General features: G+C 61.2%; 18 protein-coding genes. 6 read left to right on the top strand and 12 right to left on the bottom strand.

What is annotated here, in order from left to right; all coding sequences use genetic code 11:
- Positions 1-10: 10 nt before the first annotated feature.
- From frr to EJ075_RS27460, 3 genes are all read right to left on the bottom strand, one after another.
- Complete coding sequence (frr, locus tag EJ075_RS27470) at positions 11-565, bottom strand: ribosome recycling factor (RefSeq protein WP_095485252.1); 555 nt, start codon at positions 563-565, stop codon at positions 11-13.
- 125 nt (positions 566-690) lie between these two features.
- Positions 691-1,413, bottom strand: coding sequence for a UMP kinase (pyrH, locus tag EJ075_RS27465; RefSeq protein WP_111546675.1), 723 nt, complete (start codon positions 1,411-1,413; stop codon positions 691-693).
- A gap of 138 nt (positions 1,414-1,551) precedes the next feature.
- Positions 1,552-2,658: an aldo/keto reductase gene (locus tag EJ075_RS27460; protein WP_126106479.1), complete on the bottom strand. Its 1,107-nt coding sequence runs from the start codon at positions 2,656-2,658 to the stop codon at positions 1,552-1,554.
- A gap of 113 nt (positions 2,659-2,771) precedes the next feature.
- Between EJ075_RS27460 and EJ075_RS27455 the strand changes: the two genes are divergently transcribed.
- Positions 2,772-3,728 (top strand): LysR family transcriptional regulator, encoded by a 957-nt coding sequence (locus tag EJ075_RS27455; protein ID WP_126106478.1) that lies wholly within the window; start codon positions 2,772-2,774, stop codon positions 3,726-3,728.
- Here the strand turns inward: EJ075_RS27455 and tsf are convergent.
- The 6 genes from tsf to EJ075_RS27425 form a co-directional block, all read right to left on the bottom strand.
- Positions 3,718-4,641: a translation elongation factor Ts gene (tsf, locus tag EJ075_RS27450; protein WP_095485255.1), complete on the bottom strand. Its 924-nt coding sequence runs from the start codon at positions 4,639-4,641 to the stop codon at positions 3,718-3,720. The genes EJ075_RS27455 and tsf overlap by 11 nt on opposite strands.
- Positions 4,642-4,759: 118 nt before the next feature.
- Positions 4,760-5,557 (bottom strand): 30S ribosomal protein S2, encoded by a 798-nt coding sequence (gene rpsB / locus EJ075_RS27445; RefSeq protein ID WP_095485256.1) that lies wholly within the window; start codon positions 5,555-5,557, stop codon positions 4,760-4,762.
- Between the two features lie 178 nt (positions 5,558-5,735).
- Complete coding sequence (locus EJ075_RS27440) at positions 5,736-6,347, bottom strand: LysE family translocator (RefSeq protein WP_126106477.1); 612 nt, start codon at positions 6,345-6,347, stop codon at positions 5,736-5,738.
- The gene (locus EJ075_RS27435; protein ID WP_126106476.1) at positions 6,344-6,622 is read right to left on the bottom strand and encodes a DUF4031 domain-containing protein; all 279 of its coding nucleotides are present in this window, start codon (positions 6,620-6,622) and stop codon (positions 6,344-6,346) included. The genes EJ075_RS27440 and EJ075_RS27435 overlap by 4 nt, the downstream gene beginning before the upstream one ends.
- 69 nt (positions 6,623-6,691) lie before the next feature.
- A complete protein-coding gene (locus EJ075_RS27430) occupies positions 6,692-7,990 on the bottom strand; it encodes a hypothetical protein (protein WP_126106475.1) in 1,299 nt (432 codons plus the stop codon).
- 103 nt (positions 7,991-8,093) lie between these two features.
- A complete protein-coding gene (locus EJ075_RS27425; protein WP_095485259.1) occupies positions 8,094-8,924 on the bottom strand; it encodes a cell envelope integrity EipB family protein in 831 nt (276 codons plus the stop codon).
- A gap of 138 nt (positions 8,925-9,062) precedes the next feature.
- Here EJ075_RS27425 and EJ075_RS27420 point away from each other — a divergent pair, with 138 nt between their 5' ends.
- The 4 genes from EJ075_RS27420 to EJ075_RS27405 all read left to right on the top strand — a co-directional run bounded on the left by EJ075_RS27420 (position 9,063) and on the right by EJ075_RS27405 (position 12,084).
- On the top strand, positions 9,063-9,527 hold the full coding sequence (locus EJ075_RS27420; RefSeq protein ID WP_095485260.1) for a RidA family protein: 465 nt from the start codon (positions 9,063-9,065) through the stop codon (positions 9,525-9,527).
- 7 nt (positions 9,528-9,534) lie between these two features.
- On the top strand, positions 9,535-10,263 hold the full coding sequence (locus EJ075_RS27415) for a glycerophosphodiester phosphodiesterase (RefSeq protein WP_095485261.1): 729 nt from the start codon (positions 9,535-9,537) through the stop codon (positions 10,261-10,263).
- A gap of 41 nt (positions 10,264-10,304) precedes the next feature.
- A complete protein-coding gene (locus EJ075_RS27410; protein ID WP_126106474.1) occupies positions 10,305-11,522 on the top strand; it encodes a GNAT family N-acetyltransferase in 1,218 nt (405 codons plus the stop codon).
- A 130-nt stretch (positions 11,523-11,652) separates the two neighbouring features.
- Complete coding sequence (locus EJ075_RS27405; RefSeq protein WP_126106473.1) at positions 11,653-12,084, top strand: HIT family protein; 432 nt, start codon at positions 11,653-11,655, stop codon at positions 12,082-12,084.
- Positions 12,085-12,171: 87 nt separating this feature from the next.
- Here the strand turns inward: EJ075_RS27405 and clpA are convergent, their stop codons facing one another.
- From clpA to EJ075_RS27390, 3 genes are all read right to left on the bottom strand, one after another.
- Positions 12,172-14,640 (bottom strand): ATP-dependent Clp protease ATP-binding subunit ClpA, encoded by a 2,469-nt coding sequence (gene clpA, locus EJ075_RS27400; protein WP_126106472.1) that lies wholly within the window; start codon positions 14,638-14,640, stop codon positions 12,172-12,174.
- Between the two features lie 6 nt (positions 14,641-14,646).
- A complete protein-coding gene (gene clpS, locus EJ075_RS27395; protein WP_036241697.1) occupies positions 14,647-14,973 on the bottom strand; it encodes an ATP-dependent Clp protease adapter ClpS in 327 nt (108 codons plus the stop codon).
- 275 nt (positions 14,974-15,248) lie between these two features.
- Positions 15,249-15,578, bottom strand: coding sequence for a phasin family protein (locus tag EJ075_RS27390; protein ID WP_095485265.1), 330 nt, complete (start codon positions 15,576-15,578; stop codon positions 15,249-15,251).
- 330 nt (positions 15,579-15,908) lie between these two features.
- On the opposite strand from EJ075_RS27390, the gene EJ075_RS27385 reads away from it, so the two are divergent.
- Entirely contained in the window at positions 15,909-17,285 is a 1,377-nt protein-coding gene (locus EJ075_RS27385) for a D-alanyl-D-alanine carboxypeptidase (RefSeq protein ID WP_126106471.1), read from the top strand.
- Positions 17,286-17,326 lie beyond the last annotated feature (41 nt).

The raw sequence follows: 17,326 nt of genomic DNA, 5'->3' as shown, positions 1-17,326 counted from the left end.
GGTCGGACCCTTAAACCTGCATGATTTCGGCTTCCTTATCGGAAAGCAGATGGTCGATGGTGCCGATCATCTCGTCGGTGAGCTTCTGGACCTGGTCGGACCGCTTGCGCTGATCGTCCTCGCTGATATCGCCGTCCTTTTCCGCCTTTTTGAGAAACTCCATGCCGTCCCGGCGCACGTGGCGCACGGCGATGCGGGCATTCTCGGCATAACCATGCGAGATCTTGACCAGCTCCTTGCGGCGCTGTTCGTTGAGCTCGGGCAGCGGAATTCTAAGATTGGTGCCGTCGACGATCGGATTGAAGCCGAGATTGGATTCGCGGATGGCGCGATCGACCGCGCCGACCATCGACTTGTCCCAGACCGAAACCGAAATCATGCGCGGCTCCGGCACCGACACGTTCGCCACCTGGTTGATAGGCATGGTGGTGCCATAGGCCTGCACTTGGATTGCGTCGAGCAGGTTGCTCGATGCGCGACCGGTTCGCAGCGAAGCCAGATCGTGCTTGAACGCAGCGATCGCCCCGTCCATGCGCCGTTTGAGATCATCGTATTCGCCACTCATCATCGTCTCCTCGACCCGTTAGCCCGGGTTCACTGTTCAGGGATAACCCCGTGTTCGAGCCTCAATCCGAAACCGGCTCCCGCTTTTCGCTTACGCGGACCCTCGGTTCGGGATAGTGCTCCCGATCAGTCGTCCGCGACGACCGTGCAACGGCCGCCGCCCCTCAGAATATCACCGAAACCACCCTTCTCGTGGATCGAATAGACGATTATCGGAATGTTGTTTTCGCGCGCAAGTGCAATCGCGGCTGTATCCATGATCGAAAGGCCGCGTTTTATGACTTCGCCATGGCTGATGCGCTCGAAGCGTGTAGCATTCGGGTCCTTCTTGGGATCGGCCGAATAGACGCCGTCGACCTGCGTGCCCTTGAACAGCGCATCGGCGCCGATTTCCGCCGCGCGAAGCGCCGCGGCCGAATCGGTGGTGAAGAACGGATTGCCGGTGCCGCCGGCAAAAATGACGACCTTGCCCTGGTTCATGTAGGCGGTCGCCTGGCGCTGCGAAAAGCTCTCGCAAAGCTCTGGCATGGCGATTGCCGACAGCACCACTGCGTCGACGCCGATCTTGTTCAGCGAAGTGCGCAGCGCCAGCGAGTTGATGACGGTGGCGAGCATGCCCATGTGGTCGCCGGTGACCCGGTCACCGCCCTTGGACGCAACCGCCACGCCGCGAAAGATGTTGCCGCCGCCGATGACGACGCCGACCTCGATGCCCAGGGCGCGGGCCTCGGCGATGTCGGCAGCGATGCGATCGACCACCGATACGTCGATGCCGAAATGCTGTTCACCCATCAGCGCTTCGCCCGAAGCTTTCAGCAAGACACGTCGATAGAGGGGCTTCACCGTCATCTGGTCCTCATCATTATGCGTGTGACGCGTCTGGGGCGGCTTCCCCGCGCAGGCGCTGCCCCGAAACATTGGCGTTCCGATACACGAAGGGCGCCGCGATGTCACGCGGCGCCCGAGCCGGAAAACTCTCTTCCCCTCTTAGCTTACGCCAGCAAAAGCACCTTGCATGAGCAGATCCGGCAGATAGCCAGCCGGCTTATCGCCGACCGCCTGGCCTCCCGTAAGGCCGCCCTGTATTTCCGAGCCGAAGAACGAATACGGAAAGGGTGTGATCGGTCGGCTCACCGCATCGAGCCGTGCCCGAAGCTCCTGCGGAATGTCGAAATCGAGCGCGCCGAGATTGTCCTTGAGTTGATCCAGCTTCGTCGCACCGATGATCACCGACGCAATGCCGGGCTGGGTCGCGGCCCAGTTCAAGGCGACCTGAGCCATGCTGCGGCCGAGCTGACTTGCGACCTTTTCCAGCTCGGCGACGATCTCCCAGTTGCGATCGTTGAATTTCTGAAACCCAGGATTGGTCGAGCCGCGCATCGTCTCCAGCCTGCCGCCTGCCTCATTCACTGTATCGGAACGATATTTCCCGCTGAGCAGACCGCTGGCCAACGGGCTCCAGACCATTATACCCGCACCGTGGCGCGTGCCGAATGGCACGAACTCATGTTCGATGTTGCGCTCCGCCAGAGAATATTCGAGCTGAAGCGCCGAAACCGGTTCATAGCCGCGGTGCTCGGCTACCGACTGGGCCCGGCTTGCGTACCACGCCGGCACGTCCGACAGGCCGACATGGCGGATCTTTCCGGCGCGGACCAGATCATCCAGCGTCCGCATCACCTCCTCCGGAGGCGTCAGCCTGTCCCAGGCATGCAGGATGTAGAGATCGATATAGTCGGTGCTGAGGCGCTTCAACGAGCCTTCGACCGCGCGGATGATGTTCTTGCGGCCGTTGCCTCCGCCATTCGGATTGCCTTCTTCGAGGTTCATGCTGAATTTGGTGCTGATCACCGCCTTGTCGCGCAGCCCACGCTCGGCGATGAATTCGCCAAGCCAGGTTTCGGATGTGCCTCCGGTATAGGCGTCGGCCGTATCGAAGAAGTTGCCGCCTGCCTCGACATAGGCATCGACCATCGCGCGGGCCGTTTCCTTTTCGGCTCCCCAGCCCCATTCCGTGCCGAAGGTCATAGTGCCGAACGCGAGGCGGGTGACACGCAGCCCGCTGTTGCCGAGCGTGTAATAGGACATGGTCATTGGTCGTCTCCTTGCTGCTTACAGAATTGGTGTTCAATGCAGCCTAGATGCGCCTCCTCTGTCCGATTGATAAGTTTGCATTATTAGCATGGACTATGCGATACTGTTCATGAATGGATCGAGACCTGCTCAGCCATCTTCCTGTCGTCGTCGCTGTGGCGCGGCGCGGCGGCTTTGCCTTGGCCGCCGCCGAACTCGGCATGAGTCCGTCGGCAGTCAGCCATGCGGTGCGGGTGGTGGAGGAGCGGATCGGCCAACCGCTGTTTGCCCGCACCACGCGCAGTGTCGCTCTGACTGAGGCCGGCGAGGCGCTTGTCGCGGCAGCGGAGCCGGCGCTGGAAGACATCGCGGACCGGATGGAGCGTATCCGCTCGGTCAAAGGCAGAGCGAGCGGGCTGCTCAGGATCAACGCGCCGCGCATTGCGCTGCCTCTGGCCCTGATGCCCATCCTGTCGGCAATGGCGGAGCGTTATCCCGACGTGACGGTGGAGATCGTCACCGACGAACGCTTGAGCGACATCGTCGGCGAAGGTTTCGACGCTGGCATCCGGCTTGGCGAGATGATCGCCGAGGACATGGTGACGGTGCGGCTGACCCAGCCTTTCCGCACCATCGTCGTCGCCTCTCCGGCCTATGTCGGCCGTCATGGGCAGCCACGGACGCTGGCCGATCTCTCGGCGCACAACTGCATCGGATACAGGCTGCTGCGATCGCGTGCTCTCTACCGCTGGGACCTGAACGACCAGGGCAAGGATATCAGCGTCGAGACGCGCGGCAGCGTCGTCCTCACCGATCCGCTTTCGGCGCGAGATATGGCGCTGGCCGGCATCGGCCTCGCCTATCTGTTCGAGCCGCTTGTCCGGGCTGACGTAGAGGCCGGCCGGCTGGTAGAAGTCCTGCGCGACACCTCGATCGATGAACCGGGGCTGTTCCTCTATTTTCCACGCCGGGCGGCGATGGCGCCGAAGCTCAGGGCCTTCATCGACACCGCGCAAGAAATCGGCCGGGCATCCTCGCGGACACCCGGCCGTAAAGTCTTTTCAGAAGATAGAGTGCGGTTTACTTCTTGACCGCTGCCGCGACTTCCGCCGCGAAATCGGTCTCTTCCTTCTCGATGCCCTCGCCGAGCGCGAAGCGCAGATAGGCAGTGATCTTGGCCGGTGCGCCGATTTCCTTTTCGGCATCCGTCAGCGCCTTCTCGACGGTGATGTCGGGATTGAGCACAAAAGCCTGCTTGAGCAGCACGACCTCTTCGTAGAACTTGCGCAGACGGCCCTCGACCATCTTCTCGATGATCGCTTCCGGCTTGCCGGACTGGCGCGCCTGGTCGGCGAAGATCGCCTTCTCGCGCTCGACCGCGGCCGGATCGAGCTGTTCCGTCGTCAGCGCCATCGGGTTGGTGGCGGCGACATGCATGGCGACCTGGCGGGCAAAGGCGTTGGCTGCCTGCGCGTTGCCTGTTGTTTCGATGGCGACCAGCACGCCGAGCTTGCCAAGGCCGTCGGCAACCGCATTGTGGACGTAGGTCGCAACAGCGCCGTGTTCGACGGTGAGCTTGGCCGAACGGCGGAAACCAAGATTCTCGCCGATCGTGCCGACAGCGTCCTTGATGGTCTCGGTGACCGACTTGTCCGAACCCGGATACGGCGCGGCTGCGACGGCCTCGGTCTTGCCACCATAGGCGAGCGCGACCTTGGCAACCTTGGCGACGATCTCCTGGAAGGCGGCGTTGCGGGCAACGAAGTCCGTCTCGGAATTGACCTCGACGACTGCCGCCTCGCGGATACCGGAATCGACGCCGATGAGACCCTCGGCCGCGGTACGGCCGGCCTTCTTGTCGGCCTTGGAGATGCCCTTCTTGCGCAGCCAGTCGACGGCCTCTTCCATGTTGCCGTTGGTCTCGTTCAACGCCGCTTTGCAATCCATCATGCCCGCGCCGGTCAAGTCGCGGAGTTCTTTGACCTGTGCAGCCGAAATGCTCATTGTCGCCTCTTTGTTTTAAAATGCACCGACGCACCACCGGTCCTCGATGATGCGCCTGGCGCCAGCGCTCAGCGCGCCAAAATATGAGAAAGATGAAGGCCGAAACCGGCCTTCGCTGTTACGCTTCCGGTGTCTGGGCAGCCGGTGTCTCGGCGGCCGGCGTCGGCTCGAGTGCCGGCTCGACCGGAGCCTCGGCCAAAGCGCCGACATCGACGCCGAGCGCGCCCTGCTGGCGGGCGATGCCGTCGATTGCAGCCTTGGCGATCAGATCGCAATAGAGCTGGATGGCGCGGGCAGCGTCGTCATTGCCCGGAATCGGGAAATCGATCTTGTCCGGGTCGCAGTTGGAATCGATGATGGCGACGACCGGGATGCCGAGACGCTTGGCCTCGAGGATGGCGATCGCTTCCTTGTTGGTGTCGATCACGAACATCAGGTCGGGCGTCGAGCCCATGTCCTTGATGCCGCCCAGCGCCTTGTCGAGCTTCTCGCGCTCGCGATCAAGGTTGAGGCGCTCCTTCTTGGTGAGCCCCTGGGCCTCGCCTGCCAGCATCTCGTCGAGCTTGCGCAAGCGCTGGATGGAATTCGAGATCGTCTTCCAGTTGGTCATCATGCCGCCGAGCCAGCGGGAGTTGACATAGTACTGGGCCGAGCGCTGCGCGGCGTCGGCGACGATGTCGGACGCCTGACGCTTGGTGCCGACGAACAGCACGCGGCCACCCTTGGCGACGGTGTCGGAAACCTGCTTCAGCGCCTGGTGCAGCAGCGGCACCGTCTGTGAGAGGTCGATGATGTGGATGTTGTTGCGGGCGCCATAGATATAGGGCGCCATCTTCGGGTTCCAGCGGTGGGTCTGGTGGCCGAAGTGAATGCCAGCTTCCAAAAGCTGACGCATGCTGAAATCAGGCAGAGCCATTCTCGAGTATCCTTTCCGGTTAGCCTCCACGGACACAGGCATTTCTGGACTTTGTCCTCGAACGCCACCGGAGGTTTCAGCCGGATTTCTCCCGGGCAGACACCAAAGTCCGTGTGTGGAATGAGCGCGCATATAGAGGGGATGCGCGACAAACGCAAGCGCTGCGGTGTCTTGCGGCTCAGCGTGCGGCGATCAGCGCACCGGTGCCGATCATGGCGCCGCCGGCAAACCTGTTCATCAAGCGCATCCGCCTCGGCGTTTTGAACCAGCTCGAAGCCTGCCCGGCAAGCACCGCATAGACGCCCATGGTGATAATGTTGACGCCGATCACGACCGCAACCACGAGCAGCCCCTCAGCGAGGCTCATCGTGTTGAGATCGAGGATCAGCGGCATAATCGAGGCGTGGAACAGGATCGCCTTGGGATTGCCCAGAGCAATGGAGATGCCGAGGAAAAACGATCGGGACAGTCTTGCCTGCGTTGCCTGCAGTCCGCTCGATTCCGCCGAAGCCGATCGCCACATCCTGATGCCAAGAAACATCAGATAGGCAGCACCCGCATATTTCAGGATGAGAAAAACCCATTCGAAGGTCTGTGCCAGTGCCACGAGACCGAGCAGCGCCAAAATCACCAGCACCGCGTCGCCGGCGGCGATGCCGAGACCAGCCAGGAAAGCGCGAACGAAGCCACGCGAGACGCCGTTGGCGATGACCGTGAATACAGCGGGGCCAGGCGTGGCGGCGGCAAATGTGATCGCGGCGCAGTAAGCCAGAAATACCGTCAGCGTCATGGTCGTATCTTCCCCTTCGGCACGCGAACACGCCGGAAAACAGCAACGATCTCCTCGCGGCTGCATTCGAGGGCGCCTAGCCGTACCGCGCGGTCGCGTTCGAAGCCGGTTATGTCATAATGCGGCGCCGATGTCTTCGGCGGTCCCTGATAGGACGAACGCTTGACGCCGAGCTGTGCTGCAAAACGGTGCAACTCGTCGGTGTCGTCGGCCAGCAGGTGACACCAGCGGTGGCCGACCCATTTCCAGATCGCCGCGTCGACATAGACCGCCATGAGGCTCGCCGCACTCCTTCATCTTGCGCCGTCCAGCGGAGCCAGCTCAAATGGAGCCAAGATCCAATGCTAGTGATGATAGAAGGGATTCGGATAGAAAATGAAGCCGCCGGCGGCTTCGAGTTCGGCTACGGTCCTGGTGACGGCCTCCTGCATGCGGCTGTGCAACTCTGCAAGCGCATCTTCGATCGAGCCAGGATAGGCGTGCAATCCCAACGGCTCCGGCACCCGGATATGAGCGCAGCGCGGCCCGGCCGGTTGCGGCACGAAGCGGTTGACCGTGTCGCGCAGCGTGCCTTTGCAATAATCATTGCGGATACGCTTCAGATGCTCGGCGATCTCCTCTTGCGTGATGCGCGGGTTGGCTGAGGCCCACTTCCCAACGCGTTGGAGACGCTGGATCGTGTCCGCCAGCGCCCGGACCTGTTTTTGCCGTTCGGCGTCACCGGTGTTTTCCCGCAGCCAGCGGCGCGACCGGCGCAAAAGCTCGGCAGCCTCGTTGGCGGCGGGATCGACCGAAATACCCTCCCCCAGACGCCGGCTCAGCTCGAACAGCAGTTGCATTTGACGCGCGGCATACGAAGCCCGCTCGTCGGGCGCCATGCCGCAGGCAATCTCATCGCGCGACAGCAGCGTCGCATAGATGTGGTGGACGCGCTCCGGCAGCGTATCGCCGGCACGGCGCTCGATCTTCAGGCTCTTCTCGACATAGGCGCATTCCTGCGCCAGAGCCGGCTCGACATTCTTGGTGAAGGCGAGCTTCCAGACAACCGGCGCGATCCAAACCCTAGAATCCTGATCGGTGGCGCGAGCGCGCTTGAGCGCTTCGAACCCCATCTCGACCGCGCCCGGGAGAAGCGGACCGACGGCATCGGCATGCCAGCCGACGCCGCCTTCGGGATGCAAGAGCACACCATGCCCTTTCAGCGCCCAGGCGATCGAGTGTTCCTTGGCAGCCCCACTGTTGCCGGGAATCTGGGCGATCAGATTGTTGGCCAACCAGAATTTCTGCATGATCCGGCCGAGGCCGTTGACGACGCCATGCGTGGCCCATGATGCCGCGAGCGGACTGACCTGCGAGACGATCTCCTTGTCGATCATCCAGTCGGTAAAGAATTCCGGATGGTTGGGCGTGATGAACGTCGCCTTGCCTAGCCCGCAACGGGCCTTCAGCCGCTGCCGGTCGTCGTCGGGAAAGTCGATATGGCGGACATTGGCGACGCCGCGCAATCCGGCCAGGCGGTTGAACGGCAACAGGTCGCGAAATCCGGGAATGCCGTGCAGCATGACAAGCCGGTTGACGACAGTCATGATCCTGATCAGCGCCGGATTGGGCCTCGGCGCCACGAACACATCGATTCTGTTCAACCCATCCCCCCGATCGACCCGTCGGCGTAGAGGTTGAGATGCAATTGCGGCGTGTTCAAGTCATTCGCCGCCGCCGCTTTGTGGCGTGGTTAAGCTGAAAGCCCTATTTCGGCGGACAGGCCTTCGACTGATCGAACAACGACAGATTGACCAGCTTGCCGGTCATCGAGAACTCGCCGTAGTCCATGACGAGGTCGCGCGTGATGCCGTTCTCATGCAGCTTGAAGCTGATCCGGTACTCCGGCACCTCCTCGCCTGTCTTGTCGGTGCCATCGAAATAGGCGATGTCGACTGGCCAGTATTTGTCGGTGGCGAGTTTCGCCAGTGCCGGCGCTTCCGGATCGGTCTTGTCGGCATCGGCTTTCTTGCCGACGACGACGGTGGTGGTCATCACCTTGTCTGCATCTTCCGAGCCGTCGAACAGATTGGTTTCGTAGAAATTTTCGCCCTTTTCGGCCTTGTCGATCAGCTCGACCAGATGCTGGGTCGGAAACTGGGTGGCGGCCAGTTCGAGGCTGTTCTTCTCCGGCTTGTCGATGTCGACCTTGAGGCCCTTCGTCTCCTTCGTCGCCGTGCCCTTGACCTCCTTGTCAAGGTTCTGGTCGACGAAGGATTTTGTCACGAACGAGAAAGTCTTGCCTTCGGCGTCCTCGAAAGTGGTCGTCTGCTGGTCGGTCAGCTTTGTTGTGTTGTCGTTGGTGGCAATCTGGGTGACGAAGCGAAACTTCACCGTGTAGCCTTCGCAAGGCGAGCCGTTGAACTCATAGACCATGCGGCCGGAAATGCCAGTGATGCCCGAGCGGTCGGAAGCCTTGTCCAGGCTCAGATCATAAACCGCGCGATGCGCCTGCAGTGCCGGCACGGCAAAAGCCGGCGCCATCGAGAACACCGCTGGCAGCAGGACTGCATGGAATGCGAGACGTGTTGCGCGCATGAGGAGCTCCGATCATCGCGCCTGATGGCAGGCCGCAGGGAAAGATGGTCCAGCTTAAAAAAAGTCGTGGCGGAAGCGAGGCAAAAATAGCAATTTCGGCCCGACCTGCGCGGCGTCATCAAGCAATAGGGAAATACCATGAATGAAACAATCGAAAAGCGGCTGAGCGACCTCGGCGTGACGCTTCCGATCGCCGCCGCGCCCGCCGCCAACTACGTGCCCTTTTGCAGGTCAGGCAATCTGCTGTTCACCGCCGGACAGCTGCCGCTCAAGGACGGCAAGGTGCAGGCGAGCGGACTGCTCGGCCGCGATGTCGACACCGCAACTGGCAAGGAAGCGGCAAAATACTGCGCGATCAACATATTGGCGCAGGCCAAGGCAGCACTTGGCGATCTCGAGAGAATCCGCCGCCTGGTGAAGATCACCGTCTTCGTCGCCTCGGCGCCCGATTTTGTAGAGCAGCATCTGGTTGCCAACGGCGCCTCGGATTTTCTGGTTGCAGTGCTTGGCGATCACGGCAAACATGCCCGCTCCGCCGTCGGCGCCGCCTCCCTGCCGCTTAATGCCGCAGTGGAAATCGAAGCCATTTTCGAAGTCGAATGAGCCAGACATGACCGACCTTTCTTGGCTGACCGCCCGACCCGTCGCCCATCGCGGCCTCCACGACATGAACAAGACGCGCTGGGAGAACACGCTTTCCGCCTTCGCCGCTGCAGCCGAACGCGGCTATGCGATCGAATGCGACGTGCATCTGTCGTCTGACCGCATCCCGGTCATCATCCATGACCGTGATCTAAAGCGGCTGACCGGCCAGGACGGTTTCGTCTGGCAGCGCACGGCAGCGGAAATGACGGCGCTCAAGATCGGCGGCACATCAGACCATCTGCCGACCCTGCAGCAGGCACTCGACCTGGTCGATGGTCGTGTGCCGATGGTCGTCGAGCTGAAAGGGGCCCCCGGCCATGACGAAGGCCTGGTGGAAAGCGTCGGCAAGATGCTCAAGCGCTACAAGGGCAAGGCGGCGATCATGTCGTTCGACCACTGGCTGATCCGCGATTTCCCGAAACACGCGCCCGGCATTCCGGGCGGGCTGACCGCCTATGGCAAAGACACACCCCTGATCGAGGCGCATTTCGCCATGCTGGCGCATGACATCGCCTTCACCTCCTATGCCGCCGGCGACCTGCCGAACCGGTTCGTCTCCTTCGTGCGCGAAAGGCTCAAAATGCCGGTAATCACCTGGACGGTGCTCGACCAGCCGGCGGTCGACCTGACCTTCAGATATGCCGATCAGATGACGTTCGAAGGATTCGAACCCGATCTTATACAGGTCGCTTGAACCGGGCTTGCATGGACCGGCATGGAGCTTAAATAAGCCCAATGGATCAAGGCGATGAAGGCGACGGGCAAACGGCGAATGGAGAGTATGCGATCCGGGTTGCCTCCGGCATCGGAGCCTTTACCTGCGCGGAATGGGATGGCCTCGGCGGCACCACCCGCAGCGATACAGAAAACGGCTACAACCCACTCGTTTCATTCGCTTTTCTGAGTGCACTCGAGGATTCCGGCTGCGCCGTGCGGCGCACCGGCTGGCAGGGCCATCATCTCAGGCTGGAGACGGCGCAGGGAAAACTGCTCGGTGCCGTTCCCTGCTACCTGAAATCGCACAGCCAGGGCGAATATGTTTTCGACCACGGCTGGTCGGACGCGTTTGAGCGCGCCGGCGGGCGCTATTATCCAAAACTGCAATGCGCCGTGCCGTTCACGCCGGTCACCGGCCCTCGCCTGCTGGCCAACAAGGGCGAGGACAGTTGCGCAGTGAAAGCCGGCTTGGCAGCAGGCCTGAAGGCGGTGACGGAAAAGCTCGGCGTGTCTTCCGCGCACGTGACCTTCGCGCAGGAAAAAGATGTTGGGGCATTGGAAGCGGCGGGCTTCCTGCACCGCACCGACCAGCAGTTCCACTTCTTCAATGAAGGTTTTTCGACCTACGACGATTTTCTCGCCACTCTGGCATCGCGTAAGCGCAAGGCGTTGAAGAAGGAGCGGCGCGAGGCGCTCGCTCACGGCATCTCGATCGACTGGCTGACCGGCAAGGATCTGACCGAAAGGGTCTGGGACGACTTCTTTGCCTTCTACATGGATACCGGCAGCAGGAAATGGGGGCGGCCCTATCTCAGCCGCGAGTTCTTCTCGATGATCGGCGAGCGCATGGCCGACGACATCCTGCTGGTGATGGCCAAGCGCAATGGGCGCTACATTGCCGGCGCCATCAATTTCATCGGTTCCGATGCGCTCTACGGGCGCAACTGGGGCTGCATCGAAGACCATCCTTTCCTGCATTTCGAGGTCTGTTATCATCAGGCGATCGACTTCGCGATCGACCGTAAGCTGAAAGTGGTCGAGGCGGGCGCGCAAGGCGAGCACAAGCTGGCGCGCGGCTATAGGCCGGTGACCATGCATTCGGCGCATTACATCGCGCATCCCGGCTTGCGCAATGCGGTCGCCGACTATCTCAGACGCGAGCGGCGCGAGGTCGAGCGGATGGGCGACTATCTCGAAGAACACACTCCGTTCCGCAAGGATCTGGCGGACGATTAGAGCGACGTGCGTCCAATTGGACGCACAAAGTACGCTCTAACACTTTGAACCTCCTCATCGTACTTTCCGAAAATCGATTCCGATTTTCGGGTCGATGCGGTAGAGCAAGGCACAATCGGGAGCGCACGCCATGGCCGACCCCACCTACGACAGCAACAATATCTTCGCGAAAATCCTGCTCGGTGAAATTCCGTCGCATCGCGTCTATGAAGATGACGCAGTTGTCGCCTTCATGGATGTAATGCCGCAGGGGCCGGGTCATACACTGGTTGTGCCGAAGGCGCAGTCGCGCAACCTGCTTGACGCGGACCCGGCAGTGTTCGGCCCGCTCTTCGCAAATGTCCAGAAAGTTGCGCGGGCAGTGAAAAAGGCCTTCGATGCCGATGGCGTCACCATCATGCAGTTCAACGAGCCTGCTTCAGGCCAGACCGTCTTTCACCTCCATGTCCATGTCATTCCACGCTTCGAGGGCACCCCTTTGAAGCCGCATAGCGGGCAGATGGAGAAGCCGGAAGTGCTGGCTGAGAATGCTGGCAAGATACGAACCGCGCTGGGAAGCTGAAGCCGAGCGGCGCGCACAACGCCTTCGGCCACTCTTTATCCAACAAAAAAGCCCCGTTTCCGGGGCTTTTTTCAGCTTTCAGGGCCATCACGCCTTGCGGGGCAGTTGCGGCACCAGGCTGCGCTTACTGCCATCCTTGCTCTTAGGCCCCGCCTTCTGCGCTATCGCCTTTTTCGCGACGGGCTTCTTGGCGGCAGCCTTCTTGGGCTTCGGCGTGTCGTCCGGTTCTTCCTTCTTCGGCTTGACCGGCGCCTCGTCGGCGAGCGACTCGAGCTTCAGGCCGGTCTCGCCGGTCTCCTTCTTCTCGACGGTGACACGCACCGTGCCGCCCTTCTTGAGCTTGCCGAACAGCACCTCGTCCGCCAGCGGCTTCTTGATGTGCTCCTGGATGACGCGGCCGAGCGGCCGTGCTCCCATGCGCTCATCATAGCCCTTCTCGGCCAGCCAGGCGATCGCCTCCTGCGACAGGTCGAAGGTGACGCCACGCTCGGAAAGCTGGGCCTCAAGCTGCATGACGAACTTCTGCACCACCTGGTGGATGACCGGAACCGGCAGCGAGCCGAACGGGATGATCGCATCGAGACGATTGCGGAACTCCGGCGTGAACAGCCGATTGATCGCTTCGACGTCGTCGCCTTCGCGCTTGGTCGAGCCGAAACCGATCGCCGCGCGCTGCGCATCCGAGGCGCCCGCATTGGTGGTCATGATCAGGATGACATTACGGAAGTCGATCTGCTTGCCGTTGTGGTCGGTCAGCTTGCCGTGGTCCATGACCTGCAACAGAATATTGAACAGGTCCGGATGCGCCTTCTCGACCTCATCCAGCAACAGCACGCAATGCGGATGCTGGTCGACGCCGTCGGTCAACAGGCCGCCCTGGTCGAAGCCGACATAGCCGGGAGGCGCGCCGATCAGCCGCGAGACGGTGTGGCGTTCCATATATTCCGACATGTCGAAGCGGATCAGCTCAACACCGAGCGAGGCGGCGAGCTGCTTTGCCACTTCGGTCTTGCCGACCCCGGTCGGTCCCGAGAACAGATAGGAGCCGATCGGCTTCTCCGGTTCGCGCAGGCCGGCCCGCGCCAGCTTGATCGCCGAGGTCAACGCCGTGATCGCGGTATCCTGACCGTAGACGACGCGCTTCAGCTCGATGTCGAGACCGGCCAGCACCTTCTCGTCGTCGGCGGAAACCGTCTTTGGCGGGATGCGGGCGATGGTGGCGATCGTCGCCTCGATCTCCTTGATGCCGATGGTCTTCTTGCGCTTGGCCTCCGGCACCAGCATCTGCGAGGCGCCGGTCTCGTCGATCACGTCGATCGCCTTGTCCGGCAGCTTGCGGTCGTTGATGTAGCGCGCCGACAGTTCGACCGAAGCCTTGATCGCCTCAGCCGTGTAGCGAACCTTGTGGAACTCCTCGAAATACGGCTTCAGCCCCTTCATGATCTCGATGGCGTCCTCGATGGTCGGCTCGTTGACGTCGATCTTCTGGAAGCGCCGCACCAGGGCGCGATCCTTCTCGAAGAACTGGCGGAACTCCTTGTAGGTGGTCGAGCCGATGCAGCGGATCGCGCCGGACGACAGCGCCGGCTTCAACAGATTCGACGCATCCATGGCGCCGCCCGACGTCGCCCCTGCCCCGATCACGGTGTGGATCTCGTCGATGAACAGCACCGCGCCCGGATAATCCTCGAGTTCCTTGACAACCTGCTTCAGCCGCTCCTCGAAATCGCCGCGATAGCGCGTGCCGGCCAGCAGCGTGCCCATGTCGAGCGCGAAGATGGTGGCATTGTGCAGCACTTCCGGCACGTCGCCCTCGACGATGCGCTTGGCAAGGCCTTCGGCGATCGCCGTCTTTCCGACGCCGGGGTCTCCGACATAGAGCGGATTGTTCTTCGAGCGGCGGCACAGCACCTGGATGGTGCGGTTGATCTCGGACTCGCGGCCAATCAGCGGATCGATCTTGCCGGCCTTGGCTTTGTTGTTCAGGTTGACGCAATAGGCGGTCAGCGCGTCCTGCTGCTGCTTTTTCTTGCCGCCGTCCTCTTGCGGCTCGGCGCCGTTCTGGCCGCCCTGCTCGTCGTCGGCGCCGCGCGGCGACCGCGTCTCGGATGCGCCGGGGCGCTTGGCGATGCCATGCGAGATGTAGTTGACCGCGTCATAACGGGTCATCTGCTGTTCCTGCAGGAAATAGGCGGCATGGCTCTCGCGCTCGGCGAAGATGGCAACGAGCACGTTGGCGCCGGACACTTCCTCGCGGCCGGACGACTGAACATGGATCACCGCGCGCTGGATGACGCGCTGGAAACCGGCCGTCGGCTTGGAATCCTCGTCGTAACCGGTGACGAGATTGTCGAGCTCTGTGTCGATATAGGTGAGAACCGTATGCTTCAGCTCGTCGAGATCGACGTTGCAGGCGCGCATTACCGCGGCCGCCTCGGTGTCGTCGATGAGGGCGAGCAGCAAATGTTCAAGGGTTGCGTATTCGTGGTGCCGCTCATTGGCGAGCGTCAGCGCCTGGTGAAGCGCCTTTTCCAGGCCTTGGGAGAAAGCCGGCATGTTACCTCACTTCTTCTCCATCACGCATTGCAGCGGATGCTGATTCTGTCGGGCGAAATCCATGACCTGAGACACTTTGGTCTCGGCCACCTCGAATGTATAGACCCCGCACTCGCCAACTCCATGATTGTGAACATGTAGCATGATGCGTGTGGCGGCTTCACGGTCCTTCTGGAAAAAACGCTCCAGCACGTGAACCACGAATTCCATGGGTGTGTAGTCGTCGTTGAGAATGAGGACCCGATAAAGACTTGGCTTCTTGGTCTTGGTTTTGGTGCGCGTGATGACAGCCGTGCCGCGACCGGCCTCGTTGCCGTCGCTGCCGTTTTGCATACGCACCACATCTCCTGTGGCAGTCAAACCTGTAGTCACGTAATCCTGCCTTTTTCGAATTCCCCAAGCGAGTTCACATGTAGGTGTTCGATGGACGATTTTAAGCCCTTCTGTTTAGCTGACAATATGGCTAGGTGGTCAAACTTGGCCGATTTTCGAAATCGTGAAGCAGCAGAGAGCCCTGATTTCAAATTGCCACGAAAAAACCCGGCCGCGCGTTCGCGACCGGGTCTGTCTTGCAGGCCCGAGGGCCATCTTCACATTTTATAGCGAGATTATTTCGCTTTTGCGACGATTGATTCGAACGGCTTGTAGGCTTCTTTGGCGAGCTCGGCATAGAGATCGCCGATCTTGGTCGCTTCGGCGACGAAGGATTCGTAGGACTGCTTGGCAAAATCGGACTGGATCTCGATGGCCTTCTCCAGCGACTTGGCCGACAAAAGTTTCTCGGCTGCGGCACTGCCGGCTTCGAAGCTCTTCTTGGTGTACTCGCCCGCCTCGGTGGCGATGGCCTGCGCACCCTTGGAGAGGGATGCGAAGCTCTTCAAGCCGGTGTCGGCAAACTCCTTGCCGTATTTGCTGAAATCTTCATAGGTCTGGGTCATTTCACGCTCCCTTGACGGTTGCCCTTGAACGGCGGACGCGCCCTGTCCGGGCCGCGTTGTGCAATGCAAGCAATATATTGTGCAATGCACAAAAAGTCAATGTTCGCCGAGTGCGACGCCAGCACGCCGGCCCGGCACATCGACCCGGTCGCCGGCCCAGGCACTAGCGGTGGCTAAAATTCGAATAAAGAGAAGCTCAAACCCGAAGAAAATGGTGAACGTGGCGGTTACCATAAACGGATTGGTAACGCTGACCGCGATAGCTTGGCTGGAAGTGAGGCAGGAACCTTTGCCGCCTCCAGAGCAACAAAAAATCCAAAGGAACCATCGGTGCGTCAGGCGTTGTCGGGCATTCTCTCCAAATCCTCTTTGAAAACGATCATGATCCTCGCTTTGGCGATGACATTCGTCGTCGCCGACGCTGCTTCGTCCATGGCGGCGAGGTCGGCGGCCATCGTCATCGACGCCAAGACCGGCAAGGTGCTTTATTCTTCGAATGCGGATGGTCGGCGCTATCCCGCCTCGCTCACCAAGATGATGACGCTTTACATGGCCTTCGAGGCCATGGCGAAGGGCAAGATCAGCAAGAACTCCCGGGTCGTCTTCTCGGCCAATGCTGCTGCCGAACCGCCGACGAAACTCGGCGTCAGACCGGGCGGCGCGATCACGGTCGAGACCGCGATCCTGTCGATGGTGACCAAGTCGGCAAACGACTCGGCAACGGCGCTCGGCGAGCTTCTCGGCGGCAACGAAGCCAATTTCGCCCACATGATGACAGCCAAGGCGCGTGCACTGGGCATGAAGGGGACCGTTTTCCGCAACGCCCACGGCTTGCCAAATCCCGGTCAGTTCACGACCGCGCGCGACATGGCGGTGCTCGGCATCGCGCTACGGGAGCATTTTCCCCAATACTACGGCTATTTCTCACAACGTTCATTTCTCTACGGCCGCAAGCGCATCAACGGCCATAACCGCCTGCTTGGGCGCATCAAGGGGGTCGACGGCATCAAGACGGGTTACACCCGCGCCTCCGGCTACAATCTCGTCTCCTCGGTCGACGACGGCGATCGCCGCATCGTAGCAGTTGTCATAGGCGGGAAATCCGGCGGCAGCCGCGACAACCAGATGGCCGAATTGATCAACACCTACATGCCGAAGGCGTCGTCGCGCGGCAGCGGCATGCTGATCGCCAAGGCAGGCGGCGGCAATCCGATCACCGCGCTGGCAAAAGTGTTCCTGCCCAAGCGCGATGCGCCGACGCCGGACAGCAGGCCGGACGACGACGTCATTGCCTCCCTTGTTGAGGAAAGCGAGCCGGTCGTCGAAGAAACCACCCCCGTCGTTGAGACCAGGAAGGTCAAGACAGTGGCCGTGGCCACGGCGGACGATGTGGCGACCGCACGGGTCGCAGCAGCCTACGCCGAACCCGCTTCGGTCGACCCCGTCAACACGGCATCGGTGCCGTCCGGCTGGGCAGTCCAGGTCGCCTCTTCGCCAAAACAGTCCGAAGCTCAGGCTCTCCTGGACGAGACTAGCAAGCAGGCGCCTTCGATCCTCGCCGATGCCACAGGTTTCACCGTCGCCTTCGAAAAGGACGGCGTCACCTACTACCGCGCCCGGTTCGGCTTTGGTTCGAAGACTGCCGCCTGGAAAGCCTGCAACGCCCTGAAGAAAAAGAAAATCGAGTGCTACGCCGTCCAGCAGTAGACGACGTCGAAAACATCTCCCGGAAAAATTCTGCGTCGAAG

The sequence above is a fragment of the Mesorhizobium sp. M6A.T.Cr.TU.016.01.1.1 genome (assembly GCF_003952585.1).
In the GTDB taxonomy this organism is placed as follows: domain Bacteria; phylum Pseudomonadota; class Alphaproteobacteria; order Rhizobiales; family Rhizobiaceae; genus Mesorhizobium; species Mesorhizobium mediterraneum.
This window is presented reverse-complemented; position numbering and strand designations above follow the sequence as displayed.

What these genes read in the sequence shown, in the direction of transcription:
- frr (WP_095485252.1), bottom strand. Translation starts at nt 565, where the DNA reads ATGAGTGGCGAATACGATGATCTCAAACGGCGCATGGACGGGGCGATC.
- pyrH (WP_111546675.1), bottom strand. Translation starts at nt 1,413, where the DNA reads ATGACGGTGAAGCCCCTCTATCGACGTGTCTTGCTGAAAGCTTCGGGC.
- EJ075_RS27460 (WP_126106479.1), bottom strand. Translation starts at nt 2,658, where the DNA reads ATGACCATGTCCTATTACACGCTCGGCAACAGCGGGCTGCGTGTCACC.
- EJ075_RS27455 (WP_126106478.1), top strand. Translation starts at nt 2,772, where the DNA reads ATGGATCGAGACCTGCTCAGCCATCTTCCTGTCGTCGTCGCTGTGGCG.
- tsf (WP_095485255.1), bottom strand. Translation starts at nt 4,641, where the DNA reads ATGAGCATTTCGGCTGCACAGGTCAAAGAACTCCGCGACTTGACCGGC.
- rpsB (WP_095485256.1), bottom strand. Translation starts at nt 5,557, where the DNA reads ATGGCTCTGCCTGATTTCAGCATGCGTCAGCTTTTGGAAGCTGGCATT.
- EJ075_RS27440 (WP_126106477.1), bottom strand. Translation starts at nt 6,347, where the DNA reads ATGACGCTGACGGTATTTCTGGCTTACTGCGCCGCGATCACATTTGCC.
- EJ075_RS27435 (WP_126106476.1), bottom strand. Translation starts at nt 6,622, where the DNA reads ATGGCGGTCTATGTCGACGCGGCGATCTGGAAATGGGTCGGCCACCGC.
- EJ075_RS27425 (WP_095485259.1), bottom strand. Translation starts at nt 8,924, where the DNA reads ATGCGCGCAACACGTCTCGCATTCCATGCAGTCCTGCTGCCAGCGGTG.
- EJ075_RS27420 (WP_095485260.1), top strand. Translation starts at nt 9,063, where the DNA reads ATGAATGAAACAATCGAAAAGCGGCTGAGCGACCTCGGCGTGACGCTT.
- EJ075_RS27415 (WP_095485261.1), top strand. Translation starts at nt 9,535, where the DNA reads ATGACCGACCTTTCTTGGCTGACCGCCCGACCCGTCGCCCATCGCGGC.
- EJ075_RS27410 (WP_126106474.1), top strand. Translation starts at nt 10,305, where the DNA reads ATGGATCAAGGCGATGAAGGCGACGGGCAAACGGCGAATGGAGAGTAT.
- EJ075_RS27405 (WP_126106473.1), top strand. Translation starts at nt 11,653, where the DNA reads ATGGCCGACCCCACCTACGACAGCAACAATATCTTCGCGAAAATCCTG.
- clpA (WP_126106472.1), bottom strand. Translation starts at nt 14,640, where the DNA reads ATGCCGGCTTTCTCCCAAGGCCTGGAAAAGGCGCTTCACCAGGCGCTG.
- clpS (WP_036241697.1), bottom strand. Translation starts at nt 14,973, where the DNA reads ATGCAAAACGGCAGCGACGGCAACGAGGCCGGTCGCGGCACGGCTGTC.
- EJ075_RS27390 (WP_095485265.1), bottom strand. Translation starts at nt 15,578, where the DNA reads ATGACCCAGACCTATGAAGATTTCAGCAAATACGGCAAGGAGTTTGCC.